This is a genomic window from Raoultella sp., from assembly GCF_039594335.1.
Classification (GTDB): Bacteria; Pseudomonadota; Gammaproteobacteria; order Enterobacterales; family Enterobacteriaceae; genus Klebsiella.
The window spans coordinates 1-18,643 of record NZ_JBCNNS010000088.1; the positions used below are offsets into that span (position 1 = coordinate 1).

Genomic DNA, 18,643 nt, shown 5'->3' on the forward strand with positions numbered 1-18,643 from the left:
TCTCCGATAAGCACCATGCGCTGTTCCTTGGCCGTGGCGATCAGTATCCGATCGCGCTGGAAGGGGCGCTGAAGCTCAAAGAGATCTCTTATATCCACGCGGAAGCCTACGCGGCCGGTGAGCTGAAACACGGTCCACTCGCCCTGATTGACGCCGAAATGCCGGTGATCGTCGTTGCGCCGAATAACGAATTGCTGGAGAAGCTGAAATCCAACATTGAAGAAGTTCGCGCGCGTGGCGGCCAGCTGTATGTCTTTGCCGATGGCGAGGCAGGTTTCAACAGCAGCGACAATATGCACATTATTGAAATGCCGCATGTTGAAGAGGTGATTGCGCCAATCTTTTACACCGTGCCACTACAGCTGCTGGCCTATCACGTTGCGCTGATTAAAGGCACTGATGTTGACCAGCCGCGTAACCTTGCAAAATCGGTCACCGTAGAATAAGCCGATATGCATCAGACAAAGGGCTGCCATCCGGCGGCCCTTTTTTCTTTTCGGCGATCGTCTTTTTATCACCCTGGTGAAAAATGCCGCTGCGCGGGTTTACGACAAATCATCATCTTCGACCCCGGTTTTCAGTGTCATAAAAAGAAAACTTTTCTGTAATCCCGCGGTTACTTAAATAATTAATATTATGATTTATATTGTTTTTATTTTCATCCGTTCGCTGTCTTTTGGGTTGTCATAAAACTGTAATAATTCGTACATTTTACTGTCACCTCTTTGTCCTATTTTGCTCACCATAGCCTCGAAACAACGATTTACGAATCCAGCAGGAGACATTATGAACGTTATGCGTACCACCGTCGCAACAGTTGTCGCCGCGACCTTATCGATGAGCGCTTTCTCTGCATTTGCAGCTGCAAGCCTGACTGGCGCGGGCGCAACTTTCCCTGCACCGGTGTATGCCAAATGGGCTGATACCTATCAGAAAGAAACCGGCAATAAAGTAAACTACCAGGGCATTGGCTCTTCCGGTGGTGTAAAACAAATTATTGCTAACACCGTTGATTTCGGTGCTTCTGATGCTCCTCTGTCCGATGACAAACTGGCTCAGGAAGGTCTGTTCCAGTTCCCGACTGTGATTGGCGGTGTGGTTCTGGCAATCAACCTGCCTGGCGTGAAGTCGGGTGAGCTGGTTCTGGACGGTAAAACTCTGGGTGATATCTACCTCGGCAAAATTAAAAAGTGGGATGACGAGGCGATTGCTAAACTCAACCCGGGGATGAAGCTGCCGTCTCAGAATATCGCTGTGGTTCGTCGCGCCGATGGTTCCGGTACTTCCTTCGTATTCACCAGCTACCTGACGAAAGTGAACGAAGAGTGGAAATCTAAGATTGGTGCGGGTTCTACCGTGAACTGGCCGACCGGTCTGGGCGGTAAAGGTAACGACGGTATCGCCGCTTTCGTTCAACGTCTGCCGGGTTCCATTGGCTACGTAGAATACGCTTATGCTAAGCAGAACAACCTGTCCTACACCAAACTGCTTTCCGCAGATGGCAAGCCGGTCAGCCCGACTGAAGATAACTTCGCTAACGCGGCTAAAGGTATCGACTGGAGTAAATCCTTCGCACAGGATCTGACGAACCAGAAAGGCGAGAAGGCATGGCCGATCACCTCAACCACCTTCATCCTGGTGCATAAGGCGACTAACAAGCCAGAACAGACTGCTGAAGTGCTGAAGTTCTTCGACTGGGCGTACAAAAACGGCGGTAAAGAAGCAAACGCGCTGGATTACGCAACGCTGCCGGAAAGCGTGGTTGAGCAGGTTCGCGCTGCATGGAAAACCAACGTCAAAGACAGCAGCGGTAAAGCGCTGTACTAAATACCCATCATACTTCGAGCCGCAGTTGCGTTGGCTGCACTGACTTACCCCAGTCACATAGTGAATCTATGCTCCTGGGGATTCACAAGCCTGCCGCCTTGCTGCCACTCGAATTATTTAGGGTATAGCATTACGTTAGCCTGGAGGCACGGTAAAATACGCGCTTCCAGGCCCAAACAGAAAGAGTAATTTATGGCTGCAACCAAGCCGGCATTTAACCCTCCGGGGAAAAAGGGTGACATAATTTTCGGCGTGCTGGTCAAACTGGCGGCGCTGATTGTGCTATTGATGCTGGGTGGCATCATCGTTTCCCTGATCATCTCTTCATGGCCAAGCATTCAGAAGTTTGGTTTTTCCTTTTTGTGGACCAAAGAATGGGATGCGCCCAACGAAATTTTCGGTGCGCTGGTGCCTATCTACGGGACGCTGGTGACTTCATTTATTGCGCTACTGATCGCCGTTCCGGTGAGTTTTGGTATCGCGCTGTTCCTGACGGAGCTCTCTCCTGCCTGGCTGAAACGCCCGCTTGGCATCGCCATTGAATTGCTAGCGGCCATCCCAAGTATCGTTTACGGCATGTGGGGCCTGTTTATCTTTGCTCCGCTTTTTGCCACTTACTTCCAGGAGCCGGTGGGCAATATCTTGTCGACGATTCCGTTTGTGGGGGCGCTGTTTGCCGGTCCGGCATTTGGTATCGGGATTCTGGCTGCGGGTGTCATTCTGGCCATCATGATTATTCCTTACATCGCCGCCGTTATGCGCGATGTCTTTGAACAAACGCCGGTGATGATGAAAGAGTCGGCCTACGGTATCGGCTGTACGACCTGGGAGGTCATCTGGCGTATCGTTCTGCCGTTTACCAAAAACGGGGTTATCGGCGGCGTGATGCTCGGTCTGGGGCGCGCGCTGGGAGAAACCATGGCGGTAACCTTTATTATCGGCAACACCTACCAGCTGGATAGCGCTTCGCTGTATATGCCGGGGAACAGTATTACTTCTGCCCTGGCAAATGAGTTTGCCGAAGCGGAAACCGGCCTGCACGTGGCGGCGCTGATGGAGCTGGGTCTGATTCTGTTCGTTATCACTTTTATTGTTCTGGCAGCATCGAAACTCATGATTATGCGCCTCTCTAAGAATGAGGGGGCACGCTAATGGCAACGATCGAATTGCAAACCACCGCTGAGCTGGCCGAGTCCCGTCGTAAAATGCAGGCCAAACGCCGGCTGAAGAATCGTATCGCTCTGACGCTTTCCATGGCGACGATGGCGTTTGGTCTGTTCTGGCTGGTGTGGATCCTGATGGCCACCATTACGCGCGGCTTCGATGGGATGTCGCTGGCGTTGTTCACTGAAATGACGCCACCGCCGAACACCGCGGGCGGTGGTCTGGCGAATGCCCTCGCCGGTAGCGGCCTGTTGATTCTGTGGTCGACGATTTTCGGCACACCGCTAGGTATTATGGCGGGCATTTATCTGGCGGAATACGGGCGTAAGTCGGTGCTGGCGGAAGTGATTCGGTTTATTAACGATATTCTGCTTTCCGCACCATCTATCGTGGTGGGCCTGTTCGTCTACACCATCGTGGTTGCGCAGATGCAGCACTTTTCCGGCTGGGCTGGGGTTATCGCCCTGGCGCTGTTGCAGGTGCCTATCGTGATTCGTACCACCGAGAATATGCTGAAACTGGTGCCGGACAGCCTGCGTGAAGCGGCCTATGCGCTGGGTACGCCGAAGTGGAAAATGATTTCAGCGATCACCCTGAAGGCCTCGGTTTCCGGCATCATGACGGGGATCCTGTTGGCTATTGCACGTATCGCCGGGGAAACGGCGCCGCTGCTGTTTACCGCGCTCTCCAACCAGTTCTGGAGTACCGATATGATGCAGCCGATTGCCAATCTGCCGGTGACCATTTTCAAATTTGCCATGAGTCCGTTCGCGGAGTGGCAGCAACTGGCATGGGCCGGGGTACTGCTTATCACCCTGTGCGTATTGCTGCTGAACATTCTGGCGCGCGTGGTTTTCGCGAAGAATAAACACGGTTAATTTTTGCGGCGCGGCGAAATGCGGCGCCGAATGAGGAAGAGATTGATGAGTATGGCGAATGCGACCCCGGGTAAACTTTCAGTTCGTAATCTGAACTTCTACTACGGAAAATTCCATGCCCTGAAAAACATCAACCTGGATATCACTAAAAACCAGGTTACGGCGTTTATCGGCCCGTCAGGATGCGGTAAATCGACCCTGTTGCGGACGTTCAACAAAATGTTCGAGCTCTACCCGGAGCAGCGCGCGGAAGGTGAAATCCTGCTGGATGGCGATAATATTCTGACCAATACCCAGGATATCGCTCTGCTGCGTGCCAAAGTCGGCATGGTATTCCAGAAACCGACGCCGTTCCCGATGTCGATTTATGACAATATCGCCTTTGGCGTTCGCCTGTTTGAAAAGCTGTCGCGCGCCGATATGGACGAGCGCGTGCAGTGGGCCTTGACCAAAGCCGCATTATGGAACGAAACCAAAGATAAACTGCATCAGAGCGGCTATTCTCTCTCCGGCGGCCAGCAGCAGCGTCTGTGCATCGCGCGCGGCATCGCGATCCGCCCGGAAGTGCTGTTACTGGATGAGCCGTGTTCAGCGCTGGACCCGATCTCCACCGGGCGCATTGAAGAGCTGATCACCGAACTGAAACAGGATTACACCGTCGTTATCGTTACCCACAACATGCAGCAGGCTGCGCGTTGTTCAGACCATACGGCATTTATGTATCTTGGCGAGTTGATTGAATTCAGTAACACGGACGATCTGTTTACTAAGCCCGCGAAGAAACAAACTGAAGATTATATTACTGGCCGCTACGGTTGATTGCCCTTCTGCTTTCACAGGAACTAACCCGTTGGGCATTCAGGAGACACCATGGACAACCTAAATCTTAACAAACATATTTCCGGCCAGTTCAATGCAGAACTGGAGTATATCCGCACCCAGGTGTTGACCATGGGTGGGCTGGTGGAACAGCAGCTGTCTGATGCGATCACGGCGATGCACAATCAGGACAGCGATCTGGCAAAACGCGTGATTGACGGCGATAAGCAGGTCAACATGATGGAAGTGGCTATTGATGAAGCCTGCGTGCGCATCATCGCCAAGCGTCAGCCAACCGCCAGCGACCTGCGTTTAGTCATGGCGATTATCAAGACTATCGCCGAGCTGGAACGTATTGGTGATGTGGCGGATAAAATTTGCCGCACCGCGCTGGAGAAGTTCTCCCAGCAGCACCAGCCGCTGCTGGTCAGCCTGGAATCACTGGGGCGTCATACCGTGCAGATGCTACATGACGTGCTGGATGCCTTCGCTCGCATGGATCTTGACGAGGCTGTGCGTATCTATCGCGAAGATAAGAAGGTGGATCAGGAATATGAGGGCATCGTGCGTCAGCTGATGACCTATATGATGGAAGATTCACGTACGATTCCAAGCGTGCTGACTGCGCTGTTCTGCGCCCGTTCTATCGAGCGTATCGGCGACCGTTGCCAGAATATTTGCGAATATATTTTCTACTTCGTGAAAGGCCAGGATTTCCGTCATGTTGGCGGAGACGAGCTGGATAAGCTACTGGCGGGTAAAGATCCGAAGGAGTAATAAATCACAGAAACTAATTCTGATAAAAGGATATATCAGAATTAGTTATCATTTATGACCGTCGTATTTTGATTAATAAGAACCAGTGGGATTGTCGTCACAAATAACAATGTCACCAATTGTACTTTGACTTTTATCGCGTAACAATATGGTTCATTAATCGGGTGATTTGTCGTTATCAGGCTCGAATAAATACTTTGGATTGTTACTGCGTAAGCAGGCAAAACCTGGCATCACCGTTATCCTGGTGATGTCAGGTTTTTTTTTGCCAAATAATCACCATCAGCGGTTTTATGGGATTGTTACCGCCGCGCGGGCAAAACCTGAAGAAAATCTCCTCTGTGTTATACAGGTGGTTTTCTTCAGATTTTTTTTGCTTTAATGAAAGGATATTCGAGGGAAACCATGAAGGTATTAGCTGAAAAAATAAATTCACCGTGTTCGGTCATGATACGATGCTGCCGTTGATGACGCCTGCCATTCTGGCTCAGGTCAGTGCTGCGCTGGAAATATCCATCCGCGAAAGCGATACATAGAAAAAATGTCACCGGGTCTGCTTCACTCACCGGGCTTTGTTGGTATTACCGAATCATCTTTTGACGACATTAATTTAATTCAATCTGACTACTCCAGTATTGAAAAATAATAGTGATGATTTTAATTATTTATTTTTTTAGCCAGGAGGGTGTTCTTTTTTTTGGAGTAAACTACTTTTTGATGGAAAAATAAAAAGCACTCTCATGGTGGTTATTATTTATCATGATATTCAGTGTGCACTAATATTTATATAAAGGGAACTTATGCTTAAAAGAAATATAATTACATCTGCAATGGTTTTTATGGCGCCGATTGCTTATACAACTCATGCTATGGCGGGATCGCTGACTGTCGAACAGCGTCTCGAACTTCTGGAAAAGGCGCTTAAGGATACGCAGATAGAACTTAAAAAATATAAAGATGAAGAGAAAGCAAGAAATCAAATATGGATCGCAAATACACTGCCAGGTGGAAATAAAAATAGTGCGGCTCAGCCAGTGGTAAGCGCTCCTGCACCTTCCGGCGGCGCTGAAAAACCGACTGCGGTTCTGGTGAAGAATGAACAACCTGTGGCAAATGGCGAGTCTATTTATAGCGCAATGACGATGAAAGATTTCAGTAAGTTTGTGAAGGATGAAATTGGCTTCAGCTATAACGGCTATTACCGTTCCGGCTGGGGAACCGCATCTCATGGATCGCCAAAATCCTGGGCGATTGGTTCGCTTGGTCGCTTTGGTAATGAATACTCTGGTTGGTTTGATTTACAGCTTAAGCAGCGGGTCTATCAGGAAGGCAATAAGCGAGTTGATGCGATAGTTATGTTTGATGGTAATGTCGGGCAGCAGTATTCCACCGGCTGGTTTGGGGATAACGCGGGTGGCGAGAACTATATGCAGTTCTCTGATATGTACGTAAATACCAAAGGTTTCCTGCCATTTGCGCCGGAAGCTGATTTTTGGGTCGGTAAGCACGGTGCGCCGAAATTTGAAATCCAGATGCTGGACTGGAAAACTCAGCGAACGGATGCCGCGGCAGGCGTTGGGCTTGAAAACTGGAAAGTGGGCGCTGGTAAATTTGATATCGCGTTGGTGCGTGAGGATGTTGATGACTACAACCGTACTTTGACCAAAAGCCAGCAGATTAACACCAATACCATTGATATTCGTTATAAAGAAATTCCTCTATGGGATAAAGCTTCGTTGATGGTGAGCGGCCGTTATGTCGCGGCAAATCAGAGCTCATCTGAGAAATATCATGAAGGTAATAATGGATATTATGAATGGAAAGATACCTGGATGGCGGGAACGTCATTAACGCAAAAATTCGATAACGGCGGGTTTAACGAATTTTCATTCCTGCTTGCTAACAACTCCATTGCCAGCAGTTTCTCGCGCTACGCGGGAGCCAGCCCGTATACCACATTTAACGGCAAATACTATGGCGATCATACGAACGGTACCGCCGTTCGCCTGACTTCTCAGGGGGAAACCTATTTGCGCGATGACATCATCATGGCTAACGCCCTCGTTTACTCCTTTGGTCACGACGTCTATAGCTACGAGACCGGCGCACATTCAGATTTCGAATCTATTCGCGCCGTCGTCCGTCCGGCCTATATATGGGATAAATATAACCAGACTGGCGTTGAACTGGGCTACTTCAAACAGCAGAACAAAGATATCACCGGTAAGAAATATAACGAATCCGGCTACAAAACTACTCTATTCCATACCTTTAAAGTAAATACCAGTATGTTGACCTCCCGCCCGGAAATTCGGTTCTATACGACTTATATTAAAGCTAAGAATATCGACCTGGATAAGGCAGCCAATAGCAATACCAGCAGCATTTTTGAAGATGGTAAAAACGACCAGTTTGCTGTAGGCGCCCAAGCTGAAATCTGGTGGTAAGACTGGCAATGGTCAAATGGCCAGGCAAAATTCTAAAGAGGAATAATGATGAAACGACATGCTATTTACTTCGCTCTGGCGCTGGCTGGCGCCACTTTTACTGTCCATGCCGCGCCGCTCCCGACCGCGCCGAGCGCTGCCATCCCGGTCAGCCAGTATATTACGCAAGTTAACGCCGATAAGAGTATTACCTTCCGTCTGTTTGCCCCGGATGCAAAACGCGTCTCTGTGGTGACCGGTGCAACACCGGATACTTTCGTTTCCCATGATATGACCAAAGATGAACAGGGGATCTGGACATGGAAAAGTGAAACGCAGGCTCCTAACCTCTACGAATATTATTTTGATGTCGACGGATTCCGTTCAGTCGATACCGGTAGCCGCTATCAGAAGCCGCAGCGGCAGGTGAATACCAGTCTGATTCTGGTTCCGGGCAGCATTCTTGACGATCGCGCGGTCGCTCACGGTGAGTTACGAACTTTGACCTACCACTCAAAGGCGCTGAATTCTGAACGTCGTGCATATGTATGGACACCGCCGGGTTATACCGGTACCGGCGAACCGCTGCCGGTGCTCTATTTCTATCACGGTTTTGGTGATAGCGGTCTGTCGGCCATCGATCAAGGGCGCATTCCGCAAATCATGGATAACTTGCTGGCAGAAGGCAAAATCAAGCCAATGCTGGTGGTCGTGCCGGATACTGAAACCGATATTCCTGAAGCGGTTGCGGAAAACTTCCCGCCGCAGGAGCGGCGTAAAAGTTTCTATCCACTGAATGCCAAAGCAGCTGATAAAGAGCTGATGAATGACATTATTCCGCTCATTGATGCCCGCTTTAATGTGCGCAAAGACGCGGATGGCCGGGCGCTCGCCGGGTTGTCGCAAGGCGGCTATCAGGCGCTGGTTTCAGGAATGAACCATCTGGAGAGCTTTGGCTGGCTGGCGACGTTTAGCGGTGTCACGACCACAACGGTGCCGGATGCCGGTGTTGAGGCGCAGCTAAATCAGCCGCAGGCGATTAATAAGCAATTGCGTAACTTCACCGTAGTCGTGGGTGAGAAAGATGTGGTCACCGGGAAAGATATCGCCGGGCTGAAAGCGGAGCTGGAGAAGCAGAAAATCAAATTTGATTATCATGAATATCCAGGGCTGAACCATGAAATGGACGTCTGGCGTCCGGCCTACGCCGAGTTCGTACAGAAGTTGTTCAAATAAAATTAAGGCGCCGGAATACAGGCTCCTTATCGTCAATATGTACAAGGGAGATAACATGAAATTAATCGTCACGGAAGATTATGCAGAGATGAGCCTGATCGCCAGCCATCATGTGTTAGGTTACATCACCGCACCGCGGAGGATGAATCTGGCGGTGACGGCAGGCCATACGCCAAAGAAAATGTATGAATATCTGACGGCTGCGATTAAAGGGAAACCATTCTATTCTCAGGTCCATTATTACAACTTTGATGAAATCCCTTTTCGCGGGCAGGATCGTGAAGGCGTGACGATTTCGAATCTGCGCAATCTATTTTTCACTCCCGCTCAGATCCCGGAGGAGAATATCCATAAGCTTAGCCATGAAAATTTTATGCATTACGACCAACGGTTACAGGAAGCGGGGGGGCTGGATCTGATCGTGATGGGCCTCGGTGCTGATGGCCATTTTTGCGGCAACTTGCCTGGCACCACGCGTTTCCATGATGCGACGGTTGAAGTCCCGATTACCGGGGATATGGTGGGTCTTGTCGCTGATGCTGAGATGGGCGGCGATTTCTCGGTGGTACCGGATAGCTACATCACAATGGGACCGAAAAGCGTGATGGCGGCGAAAAATCTGCTGCTAATTGTCAGCGGCGCGGCGAAGGCGCAAGCCCTTAAGCAGGTGGTGGAAGGCCCGGTCAGCGATCAGGTTCCGGCATCGGTGTTGAAACTGCATCCTTCACTGGTGATTGTGGCTGATAAAGCGGCGGCTGCGGAATTGAGTCGCTAATATCGCAGGACGGCTCGCGCTGCGCTTAGCTGGCCAGGTGTTCGCAGCCTTATGCGGATCGGTAGCCGGGCAGGCACAGCGCGCTGCATTCGGGGGGACGAGAATTCTGGTTTCCGCATCGTTGTCAGGGCTGGCCGGCAGCAGAATGATTTTGGCGAAATCCTCTCCATAATAAAATCATCCCAATACGGCAGCCCTGTTGGCATTCCAGTTAACCCGGCATGGGGCGGTCTATTATGAAAAATCTGCCCAGAGGCGCAATTTACCGCAGCTCAGGCAGCTGAACAGGTATCCCTGGCAATCGCCGTCATTACGCAAATATTTCGCCAGATCTTCATACTTCAGACCAAACTGTGCGCAATCGTCCGCAAGATCGGCAAACTCGCTGAGACGATCTTTTATCTCTTCCCAGCCGACATAGCCAAGAAAGGCGCAGAAATCGCCACAGTGAGCGAGCCAGAACTCCTGTTGCCAGCCTCGATAGCCGGGCGTGCGGCTTTTTAGCTCAAATTCCTGCTCTTCACTATAAGGGCTTATAAAGCTGCCGTTAAATTCACCCTCTTCATCAAACTGTCCCTGGATGCCTTCAATGCTGCATTCGTCCTGAAAGCAGCCTTTAAATTTTTCCGCCGCAGAGCCGTCGGCTATACACCACGGACAGAGGTGCTCCACGTCTTCCACACAGTAGAACGGCGAGGTGTAATAAACCGAAGTCTGTTGTTCGCAGCATTGGCAAACCACGGTTTTGTCCTGCGCGAATGCCCCTGTTTCCAGGGGAGCGGGATGATATTTAAAGATAGGCAACGGTTTAGTCTGCCTCATAAAAAATCCTTTTTTAATGTTTTTCGCGTTATATTCCAGCCGCGTGCCTGCCATAGCTCAGGTAGCTCTTCGAGGCGGGTAAAGGTCGTCACTTTCGGATGTACGATTGGTTTATTATGCGGGTCGGCGCAGAAATAGAATACCTCCATGCCTGCTGAGATACCCGACTGCGCGCCGGCACTGGAATCATCAACCAGAATGCAGTTTTCGACGTTAACGTTCATCGCTTTTGCCGCATGGAACATCAGTGCCGGATCGGGCTTCCAGCGCTGAATATCGTAACCGCTGTACAGTCGGTCGGGAAAATGGCGCAACATGCCGGTTCTTCCCAGCGAGTGCTGCATTTTACTGACCGGGCCGTTAGAGACCACGCACATTGGCACGTTTACCGCATCCAGCAGCGCCTGTGCGCCTGGGATGACTTCCAGCTCGGTATCAAAAAGGCGTGCGACTTCATCGCGATAAACCGGCTCAAGGGTCGCTTTGTCCAGATTAACGCCGTACTCTGCATTAATGGTGTCGATAATCTCGTACAGCTTTACACCTTTGAAGCGCTTAAAAATCTCTTCTAAATCCAGCGTAATGCCGAATTCCCTGAACATGTGAATGTAGGCGCGGGAGCAGATTACCTCGCTGTCGACCAGCGTGCCGTCACAGTCGAAAAACAGGGCTTCTATTTGGGACATGCCGTTTCCATTTTTACAAGTTAACGTTTTCGTCCTGCCTGTTCACAAGACGCAATCGTTGCCGTATAGGCAAATTCAATGAAAAAAATTACCATACAACTGCACCCGGTGTCGCATTTTGGTATAGGATAGCGACGAATTTTCCCTCCTTTTGTTCGGAAACCGATAATGAGTCAACAACACACCAGCCAGTCTTCTGGCCAGGGTCTGCTGGAGCGCGTATTCAAACTACGTGAGCACGGCACGACGGCACGTACTGAAGCGATAGCAGGTTTCACCACCTTTTTGACAATGGTCTACATTGTTTTCGTTAACCCACAAATTCTTGGCGTAGCGGGTATGGATACCAGCGCTGTCTTTGTGACGACCTGCCTGATCGCCGCCTTCGGTAGTATTCTGATGGGGCTGTTTGCTAACCTGCCGGTTGCGCTGGCGCCAGCAATGGGGCTGAACGCCTTTTTTGCCTTTGTCGTCGTCCAGGCGATGGGGCTGCCGTGGCAGGTGGGAATGGGCGCTATTTTCTGGGGCGCTGTTGGTCTGCTGCTGCTGACTATTTTCCGCGTACGTTACTGGATGATCGCCAATATTCCCGTCAGCCTGCGGGTGGGGATCACCAGCGGTATTGGATTGTTTATCGGCATGATGGGGCTGAAAAATGCTGGCGTGATTGTCGCAAACAAAGACACGCTGGTGAGCATCGGCAACCTGACCTCCCACAGCGTGCTGCTGGGGATTCTCGGCTTCTTTATTATCGCTATTCTCGCCTCCCGTAACATTCATGCTGCGGTGCTGGTCTCCATCATCGTCACGACGCTGCTGGGCTGGATGCTGGGCGACGTTCACTACACCGGTATTGTTTCCGCGCCGCCGAGCATTACGTCGGTGATTGGCCATGTTGATCTGGCTGGCTCATTGAATCTCGGTCTGGCGGGCATCATCTTCTCGTTTATGCTGGTCAACCTGTTCGACTCCTCCGGAACCCTGATCGGCGTGACCGATAAAGCCGGTCTGGCCGATGAAAAAGGCAAATTCCCGCGGATGAAACAGGCGCTGTTTGTTGACAGTATCTCATCGGTGGCAGGCTCCTTTATCGGTACCTCTTCAGTGACCGCCTATATTGAATCTTCCTCTGGCGTTTCCGTAGGCGGGCGTACCGGCCTGACGGCAGTGGTGGTGGGGATTCTGTTCCTGCTGGTGATTTTCCTGTCACCGCTGGCGGGCATGGTGCCAGCGTATGCCGCAGCAGGTGCACTGATCTATGTCGGTGTGCTGATGACATCCAGTCTGTCGCGCGTGAAGTGGGACGATCTGACGGAGGCGGTGCCGGCCTTTGTGACCGCCGTGATGATGCCGTTTAGCTTCTCGATTACCGAAGGGATTGCGTTGGGCTTTATCTCTTACTGCGTGATGAAGATTGGTACCGGTCGCCTGCGCGATCTCAGCCCGTGCGTGATAATCGTCTCGCTGCTCTTCGTGCTGAAAATCGTGTTTATCGACGCGCACTAAGCGTCGCGTATAATGAAAAAGCCCGGCAGTCCACAGCGCTGCCGGGCTTTTTTTACGCTTTCACTCGCTGAATATACTCGCCAAAGGCGCTCAGCTGTCCGCTCAGATGATCGAGCGTGCTCTGATCGACCACCTCTCCCGACTGCGGGTCGACCTTGTTCTGAATCACACCGCCCATAAACTCAGGCTTGTTCATTACCATCGCGTCGAGGAACACCAGAATTTGACGTAGGTGATACTGGCAGCGCGCGCCGCCAATTGCGCCCATAGAACTGGTTTGAATCAGGACCGGTTTTCCTGACAGCGGTTGTTCAGGTAGGCGCGACAGCCAGTCAATCGCATTTTTCAGGCCACCTGGAACGGAATAGTTATATTCGGGTGTCACGATAACAACACCATCGGCTTCGCGAATCTGTTGCGCAATATCCTGTACGCTTTGCGGAAACCCGTCTTCCTGCTGGACGTCGGCATCATAGAGAGGAATATCGCCAATGGACGGTAATGCGGACACTACCATACCCGCCGGCGCGATGCCGGGGAGAGTACGTGCGACCATGCCATTAAAAGAGCCTTTGCGCAGGCTTCCGAGTAATGTCACAACTTTCAACGTATCAGACATGATTGCTCCTTTGCATCATGATGGCCGGTAAAACCGGTCAGTTGAGGGAGAAGGCTTTTTCTACCGGTAAACTGGTGAAGCGCATCAGTCGGGCTGACGGTTCTTTTGCTCGACTTTGCGCACCAGGCAAGCTTCGCCAGCCCTCTTTACCGCTATATTCCCAGACTTTTAGTTGGCCAATATCCGGGCTGGCGGCGATGGACCAGACCAGTACCGTTTCGGCGTCGCAGACGGCTTCAATTGATTGCGTCCCGTTTGTTCGTAACCGCCCGGAACCCGGAAGAAGCTGTAGGTTAACGGCGGTTTCGCCGGTCAACTTCATCACGCTTTTACGTAGTGCATCCAACTGGGCGCGCGCTTCGTCAGGATCGTGCTGATTGTTAATCCACAAACGCTCATTCCGGTCAAAGGTATTGTGTTCCTTGTCGTGCGATGAATATAAACCGCGGGAGGCGTGCTGCAATTCCATATCCAGGCCGCAATCGCCTTCGGTGGTTAACGCGACACCGACGATATTTCCGGTATAGGCGATGGAGAACCGCGGGAGATGTTCATCGCGAAAAGCGGGTTTTCCATTCTCTTCGTCAATCATTTCGGGAAGTTCGCTGATGCCATACAACATAAAGAGTAGTTCTGCGAGTAGTGACCGTGATGCGCAATATCGGCTTTGTCGATACTCAGGCAGGCGCCTTGCGTATTGATAACAGGCCGCTGACAGGCGTGTTGATAGCGGCTCTCGGGTGTTGAGTATCCTTCTTGCAAAATGCGTTGCCATTCGTCGCTCCGTGATTAATGGTCAATGATAGAAGTTGCGAATTATATTATCGCTCAGAATTGATAGGTTTTAATGCGGAAATGCCCCCTTGAAAAGGGGAATTGCATGAATTTTACAATTTATTGCGCAAGGCGGGCTAACGCTGAACTATAGCGGTTCAATGTAGAGCTGTCTGAGCGTTTCTCGTAGCCAGACGATCTTCGGGTTATCGCTGTTGCGCTTATGCCACAGGAGGGTGAAGGGGACGCGTATTTTCTCCAGCTGCAACGGTTCTAGTGGTAGCGGGAGTGAGACCAGCGGCAGATGGTGCTGCCGGTTATAGTGATGGCAGTAACGTGGCGCGGTGGCCAGCATCGTATGATGGGGTTGAGCTGCCATAAACAGCGATTGCTCAAAACCTGGAACGGTCAATGCCACGGTGCGTTTATGCCCCAGATCGTGCAGAACATCATCCAGCGCCCAGGTATCACTCTGTTCCCAGCTGATATTGATGTGGGGATAGCGTAAAAAGGTCTCCAGGTTCCACTCTTCGTCGAGCGCCGGATGATCCGCGCGCAACCAGACCTGAGGCAAGTCGGTAAACAGGACTTCAAAATCGATATACCACGGCAGTTGGCTGAGCTGCTCCCGTGAGCGCGGATGCGTTTCACGTCCGCAAAAGCCGATATCGACCTCACCGCGAATAATCGCATCCAGCGAGTCGTAGTCCCAGTTGCGCAAGCGGATCAGCGCCTGGGGATAGCGCTGGTAGATTTGCTGTGACAGTGAATTAAACAGGATCATCAGCAGCGGCGTTTCCGCCGCCAGTTCGAACTTCAGGCCGCTCGGCATGATGTGGTGGGGTTTGTCGAGGATCTGATTGCCCATCTGCATCCAGTCCGCCAGATCCTGCTCCATGCTGGTCATCAATGGCGTCGGCGACAGACCGAGCGGCGTTTTGACGAATAGCGGATCGTCAAACCAGGCGCGCAGTTTAGCTAATGATTTACTCACCGCCGACGGCGAAACGTTCATGCGCTTCGCCGTGCGGGTTACGCTGAGCTCCTGCGTCAGAAGCTGCAGACAGAGTAATAAATTAAGATCGAGACTCGACAGGGGTTTCTTCATAGCGTTGCGCGACTCGCGTCGGAGAGGCGACCATAATCAATACCATGCTCACTATGCTACAGGCAATAAGTATCCCGATCAGCATATTCATGGCACTTAACCCGATGATGGCGGCGAGCCAAATCCACAGCGAAGAGCCGCAAACCTGAGCAATGCCCAGAACCGAGCTGGCAACTCCCGCCCGCAGAGTAAATGGCCCCAGAGCCTGGCTCATTGCCACGCCAAAGCCCACAGAGAAGCCGGCGCAAATCAGCGCCAGACCCAGCATGGTTACCGTCTGGCTGGTGGCAAGGCTGAGCAAAGTACCGGCCGTAAAGAACATGACCTGGGATGTCAGCATCAACGTACGCGGTTTAAACAGGGTGAGCGCAAAAGGCGTTGAGAACGACACCGTCATGCTGACCAGCGCCATTAAGGCCATCGCCATCGAATACTGTCCGCGATCGAACCCCATCTCTTCCATCAGCAATACCGGAGAGACGTTAACGTAGGTGAGGATCGCCGTTACGCTGAGGGTCGTTATAACGATACGGCTGAGGAAAAAACGGTTCAGCAATGATTCCGTGGCAGTGTTCTGCCCGGCGAGAGTATGTGAGGAGGTTGCCGGCCGCGTTTCCCGCAGTATAAAGACCGAGAGCAGGCCAACCATCACTCCCATGCCGGTCATCGTGTAGAACAGACTCTGCCACGGGTATTTCAGCATAATCAGATGACCCAGAACGGGCGCCAGGACCGGGATAATGCAGGTGATGCCATTTAGCAGCGACAGCACCTTAGCGCGACGGCGATCGTCGAGCGTATCGCGCAGCACGGCGAAAGCGACGACATAGCAGCTCCCGGCCCCGATGCCCTGGATAAAACGCCCGGCCAGGAAGAGATCGCTGCTCTGCGCGTGCGCACAGAGTAGCGAGGCCAGAATAAACGTCGTCGAACCGAAGATGGCGACCGGTTTACGCCCGGATTTATCGGCTGCTCTGCCGGCAAACAGCATCGCGGCGGCCATGCCCGCCAGGTAAACTGAGAACGCAATATGCAGCTGCGCTTCACTGGCGCTGAGGTCCTGCGCAATACGCGGTAAACCAACCAGATACATATCGATACCGGATGGATAGAGTAAAACCAGCGCAAAACTGCAGATAAGAAAGCGTGCCATAGGACCCCCGGGAGAATAGAGGCGTACAGAGTAATGGCTATTGCGCGGCAGTACGAGTTGCCATTTGGACAACAATGATTTCCTGAAAGGAAAAACCCTCGTTGCGTTCGGCGAAGTGCTACCAGATTTTGGCCATGCCATCGCTGGCCGGGCGTACGGAAGTAAAACCAAACTTCGCATACAGTTCGGGGACGTCAGCGACCAACGTGACATAGGCGCCTTTGCAGGCGTTAGCGTCCAGCCAGCTGACTATCTTTTCCATAATGCGTCTGCCGAGCCCTTTTCCCTGGTGCGCCGGGTCAACGGCGACATCGACGATGTCGAAATTCACCGCGCCATCGCCAACGATGCGCCCCATGCCTACGGGAACGCCTTGCCAGAGAATATGCACGCCATAGCAGCTGCGCGGCAGCCCGGCCTTCACCCCCTCCAGCGGGCGCGGCGACATGCCGGCGAGCAGTCGTAAACGGCAAAAATCCTCTGCCGACGGAACGGTATCGATAATGGTGTATTCGGAAGTCATGGCGGTATCCTGTAGGGGTTCTCATTGCATTTAATGATGCCGCTCTGGCGGAAGCAACCTTGCGTCGTTGGGAGCGTGAGATTAAAGGGAATTCCCTTGTCACGGAAATAAAAAACCTGCATAAACATTATGTTGATGCAGGTTAGTTTATGCTCGCCAATGCATATTGATGACGCGTTATTTGCCGATACAGAAGCTGGAGAAAATGCGCCCCAGCAGATCATCAGAGGTGAATTCGCCGGTGATTTCGCTCAATGCCTGCTGCGCGAGCCGCAGCTCTTCGGCCAGCAGCTCACCGGCCCAGGCGCCAAGCAGCTGCGCTTTGCCCTGTTGTAGATGACTGGCGGCCTCTGACAGCGCCTGCAGGTGGCGACGACGGGCGAGGAAACCGCCTTCCATGTTGGTATCGAAGCCCATGCTCTGCTTGAGATGGTTGCGCAGGACATCGACGCCCTCACCGGTACGCGCCGACAGCCGAATCAGTGAGTGGCCATTCACTTCACTGATACCCAGCGTTTCGCCGGTGACGTCGGCTTTGTTTCGTACCACGGTAATCGGCAGTTTCGCCGGTAAACGCTCGATAAAATCTGGCCAGATTTCTGCCGGGTCAACGGCGTGGGTAGTCGTGCCGTCGACCATGAACAGTACCCGATCAGCCTGTTCGATTTCCTGCCAGGCTCGTGCAATGCCAATGCGCTCAACCTCATCACTGGCATCGCGGAGTCCAGCGGTATCGATAATATGCAGCGGCATGCCATCGATATGGATATGCTCGCGCAGCACATCGCGGGTGGTTCCGGCAATATCGGTCACGATCGCCGCTTCGCGCCCGGCCAGCGCGTTCAGTAGACTTGATTTCCCGGCGTTCGGGCGACCGGCTATAACCACCTTCATGCCTTCACGCAGCAGGCTGCCCTGGCGGGCTTCGGCGCGAACGGCATCAAGTTCGGCGATCACGCCGTTGAGCTGGGCCTCAATTTTACCGTCAGAGAGGAAATCTATTTCCTCATCCGGGAAGTCGATAGCGGCTTCGACATAGATACGCAGATGGGTCAGCGCTTCCACCAGATGATTCACCCGGGCAGAGAAGGCGCCTTGTAGCGAGTTCAGCGCTGAGCGTGCCGCCTGCTCGGAACTGGCGTCAATCAGGTCAGCAATCGCTTCAGCCTGGGCGAGATCGAGCTTATCGTTAAGAAACGCGCGTTCAGAGAACTCTCCAGGCCTGGCGATGCGCACGCCCCGCAGCGTCAGGATTCGTTTCAGTAGCAGATCCAGAATCACCGGGCCGCCGTGGCCCTGGAGTTCCAGCACATCTTCACCGGTAAAGGAGTTCGGGCCGGGGAACCATAACGCAATACCCTGATCGAGCGGCGTGCCATCAGTATCTTTAAAGGGCAGATAATCGGCGTAGCGCGGCTTTGGTAGTTTGCCGAGAACCGCTTGCGCGACGTCGCGTGCTTTGAGACCGGAGATGCGCAGGATGCCCACACCACCGCGTCCCGGTGGGGTTGCCTGGGCGACGATAGTGTCGTTATGGCTCATGATGACTC

General features: G+C 52.3%; 18 protein-coding genes. 10 read left to right on the forward strand and 8 right to left on the reverse strand.

Features of this window, described 5'->3' with window-relative positions; all coding sequences use genetic code 11:
- From ACZAHD_RS15430 to ACZAHD_RS15470, 9 genes are all read left to right on the forward strand, one after another.
- The coding region (locus tag ACZAHD_RS15430; RefSeq protein ID WP_462457553.1) for an SIS domain-containing protein at positions 1 to 446 on the forward strand (446 nt) is incomplete at its 5' end.
- A 340-nt stretch (positions 447 to 786) separates the two neighbouring features.
- Complete coding sequence (pstS, locus tag ACZAHD_RS15435) at positions 787 to 1,827, forward strand: phosphate ABC transporter substrate-binding protein PstS (protein WP_462457554.1); 1,041 nt, start codon at positions 787 to 789, stop codon at positions 1,825 to 1,827.
- 192 nt (positions 1,828 to 2,019) lie between these two features.
- Positions 2,020 to 2,979: a phosphate ABC transporter permease PstC gene (gene pstC / locus ACZAHD_RS15440; protein ID WP_462457555.1), complete on the forward strand. Its 960-nt coding sequence runs from the start codon at positions 2,020 to 2,022 to the stop codon at positions 2,977 to 2,979.
- Positions 2,979 to 3,869, forward strand: a complete 891-nt coding sequence (pstA, locus tag ACZAHD_RS15445) for a phosphate ABC transporter permease PstA (RefSeq protein WP_462457556.1) — start codon at positions 2,979 to 2,981, stop codon at positions 3,867 to 3,869. Before pstC ends, pstA begins: the two co-directional genes overlap by 1 nt.
- A gap of 45 nt (positions 3,870 to 3,914) precedes the next feature.
- Positions 3,915 to 4,688 (forward strand): phosphate ABC transporter ATP-binding protein PstB, encoded by a 774-nt coding sequence (pstB, locus tag ACZAHD_RS15450; RefSeq protein ID WP_004869200.1) that lies wholly within the window; start codon positions 3,915 to 3,917, stop codon positions 4,686 to 4,688.
- A gap of 51 nt (positions 4,689 to 4,739) precedes the next feature.
- Positions 4,740 to 5,465, forward strand: coding sequence for a phosphate signaling complex protein PhoU (phoU, locus tag ACZAHD_RS15455; RefSeq protein WP_004869199.1), 726 nt, complete (start codon positions 4,740 to 4,742; stop codon positions 5,463 to 5,465).
- Positions 5,466 to 6,265: 800 nt separating this feature from the next.
- A complete protein-coding gene (locus ACZAHD_RS15460) occupies positions 6,266 to 7,912 on the forward strand; it encodes a carbohydrate porin (RefSeq protein ID WP_462457557.1) in 1,647 nt (548 codons plus the stop codon).
- A gap of 48 nt (positions 7,913 to 7,960) precedes the next feature.
- Entirely contained in the window at positions 7,961 to 9,127 is a 1,167-nt protein-coding gene (locus ACZAHD_RS15465) for an alpha/beta hydrolase-fold protein (RefSeq protein WP_462457567.1), read from the forward strand.
- Between the two features lie 55 nt (positions 9,128 to 9,182).
- Positions 9,183 to 9,902, forward strand: a complete 720-nt coding sequence (locus ACZAHD_RS15470) for a glucosamine-6-phosphate deaminase (protein WP_462457558.1) — start codon at positions 9,183 to 9,185, stop codon at positions 9,900 to 9,902.
- 234 nt (positions 9,903 to 10,136) lie between these two features.
- On the opposite strand, the gene cbrC is transcribed toward ACZAHD_RS15470, so the two are convergent.
- Positions 10,137 to 10,724, reverse strand: a complete 588-nt coding sequence (gene cbrC, locus ACZAHD_RS15475) for a PF03691 family colicin E2 tolerance protein CbrC (RefSeq protein WP_462457559.1) — start codon at positions 10,722 to 10,724, stop codon at positions 10,137 to 10,139.
- Positions 10,721 to 11,410, reverse strand: a complete 690-nt coding sequence (gene yieH / locus ACZAHD_RS15480; RefSeq protein WP_462457560.1) for a 6-phosphogluconate phosphatase — start codon at positions 11,408 to 11,410, stop codon at positions 10,721 to 10,723. Before yieH ends, cbrC begins: the two co-directional genes overlap by 4 nt.
- Positions 11,411 to 11,578: 168 nt before the next feature.
- On the opposite strand from yieH, the gene ACZAHD_RS15485 reads away from it, so the two are divergent.
- The gene (locus tag ACZAHD_RS15485; protein ID WP_462457561.1) at positions 11,579 to 12,916 is read left to right on the forward strand and encodes an NCS2 family permease; all 1,338 of its coding nucleotides are present in this window, start codon (positions 11,579 to 11,581) and stop codon (positions 12,914 to 12,916) included.
- Between the two features lie 52 nt (positions 12,917 to 12,968).
- Here ACZAHD_RS15485 and ACZAHD_RS15490 read toward each other — a convergent pair whose 3' ends face one another.
- The 6 genes from ACZAHD_RS15490 to mnmE form a co-directional block, all read right to left on the reverse strand.
- Positions 12,969 to 13,535: an NADPH-dependent FMN reductase gene (locus tag ACZAHD_RS15490; RefSeq protein ID WP_462457562.1), complete on the reverse strand. Its 567-nt coding sequence runs from the start codon at positions 13,533 to 13,535 to the stop codon at positions 12,969 to 12,971.
- Positions 13,536 to 13,572: 37 nt separating this feature from the next.
- Positions 13,573 to 14,310, reverse strand: a complete 738-nt coding sequence (locus ACZAHD_RS15495) for a 4'-phosphopantetheinyl transferase family protein (protein ID WP_462457563.1) — start codon at positions 14,308 to 14,310, stop codon at positions 13,573 to 13,575.
- Positions 14,311 to 14,457: 147 nt separating this feature from the next.
- Positions 14,458 to 15,417 carry an HTH-type transcriptional regulator YidZ gene (gene yidZ, locus ACZAHD_RS15500; RefSeq protein ID WP_462457564.1) on the reverse strand — a complete coding sequence of 320 codons (960 nt, stop codon included), beginning with the start codon at positions 15,415 to 15,417 and terminating at the stop codon, positions 14,458 to 14,460.
- Entirely contained in the window at positions 15,386 to 16,570 is a 1,185-nt protein-coding gene (locus ACZAHD_RS15505; RefSeq protein WP_462457565.1) for an MdtL family multidrug efflux MFS transporter, read from the reverse strand. The genes yidZ and ACZAHD_RS15505 overlap by 32 nt, the downstream gene beginning before the upstream one ends.
- Before the next feature lie 118 nt (positions 16,571 to 16,688).
- Positions 16,689 to 17,093 carry a GNAT family N-acetyltransferase gene (locus tag ACZAHD_RS15510; protein ID WP_462457566.1) on the reverse strand — a complete coding sequence of 135 codons (405 nt, stop codon included), beginning with the start codon at positions 17,091 to 17,093 and terminating at the stop codon, positions 16,689 to 16,691.
- A 177-nt stretch (positions 17,094 to 17,270) separates the two neighbouring features.
- Complete coding sequence (mnmE, locus tag ACZAHD_RS15515; RefSeq protein WP_462457568.1) at positions 17,271 to 18,635, reverse strand: tRNA uridine-5-carboxymethylaminomethyl(34) synthesis GTPase MnmE; 1,365 nt, start codon at positions 18,633 to 18,635, stop codon at positions 17,271 to 17,273.
- Between the last annotated feature and the right edge of the window lie 8 nt (positions 18,636 to 18,643).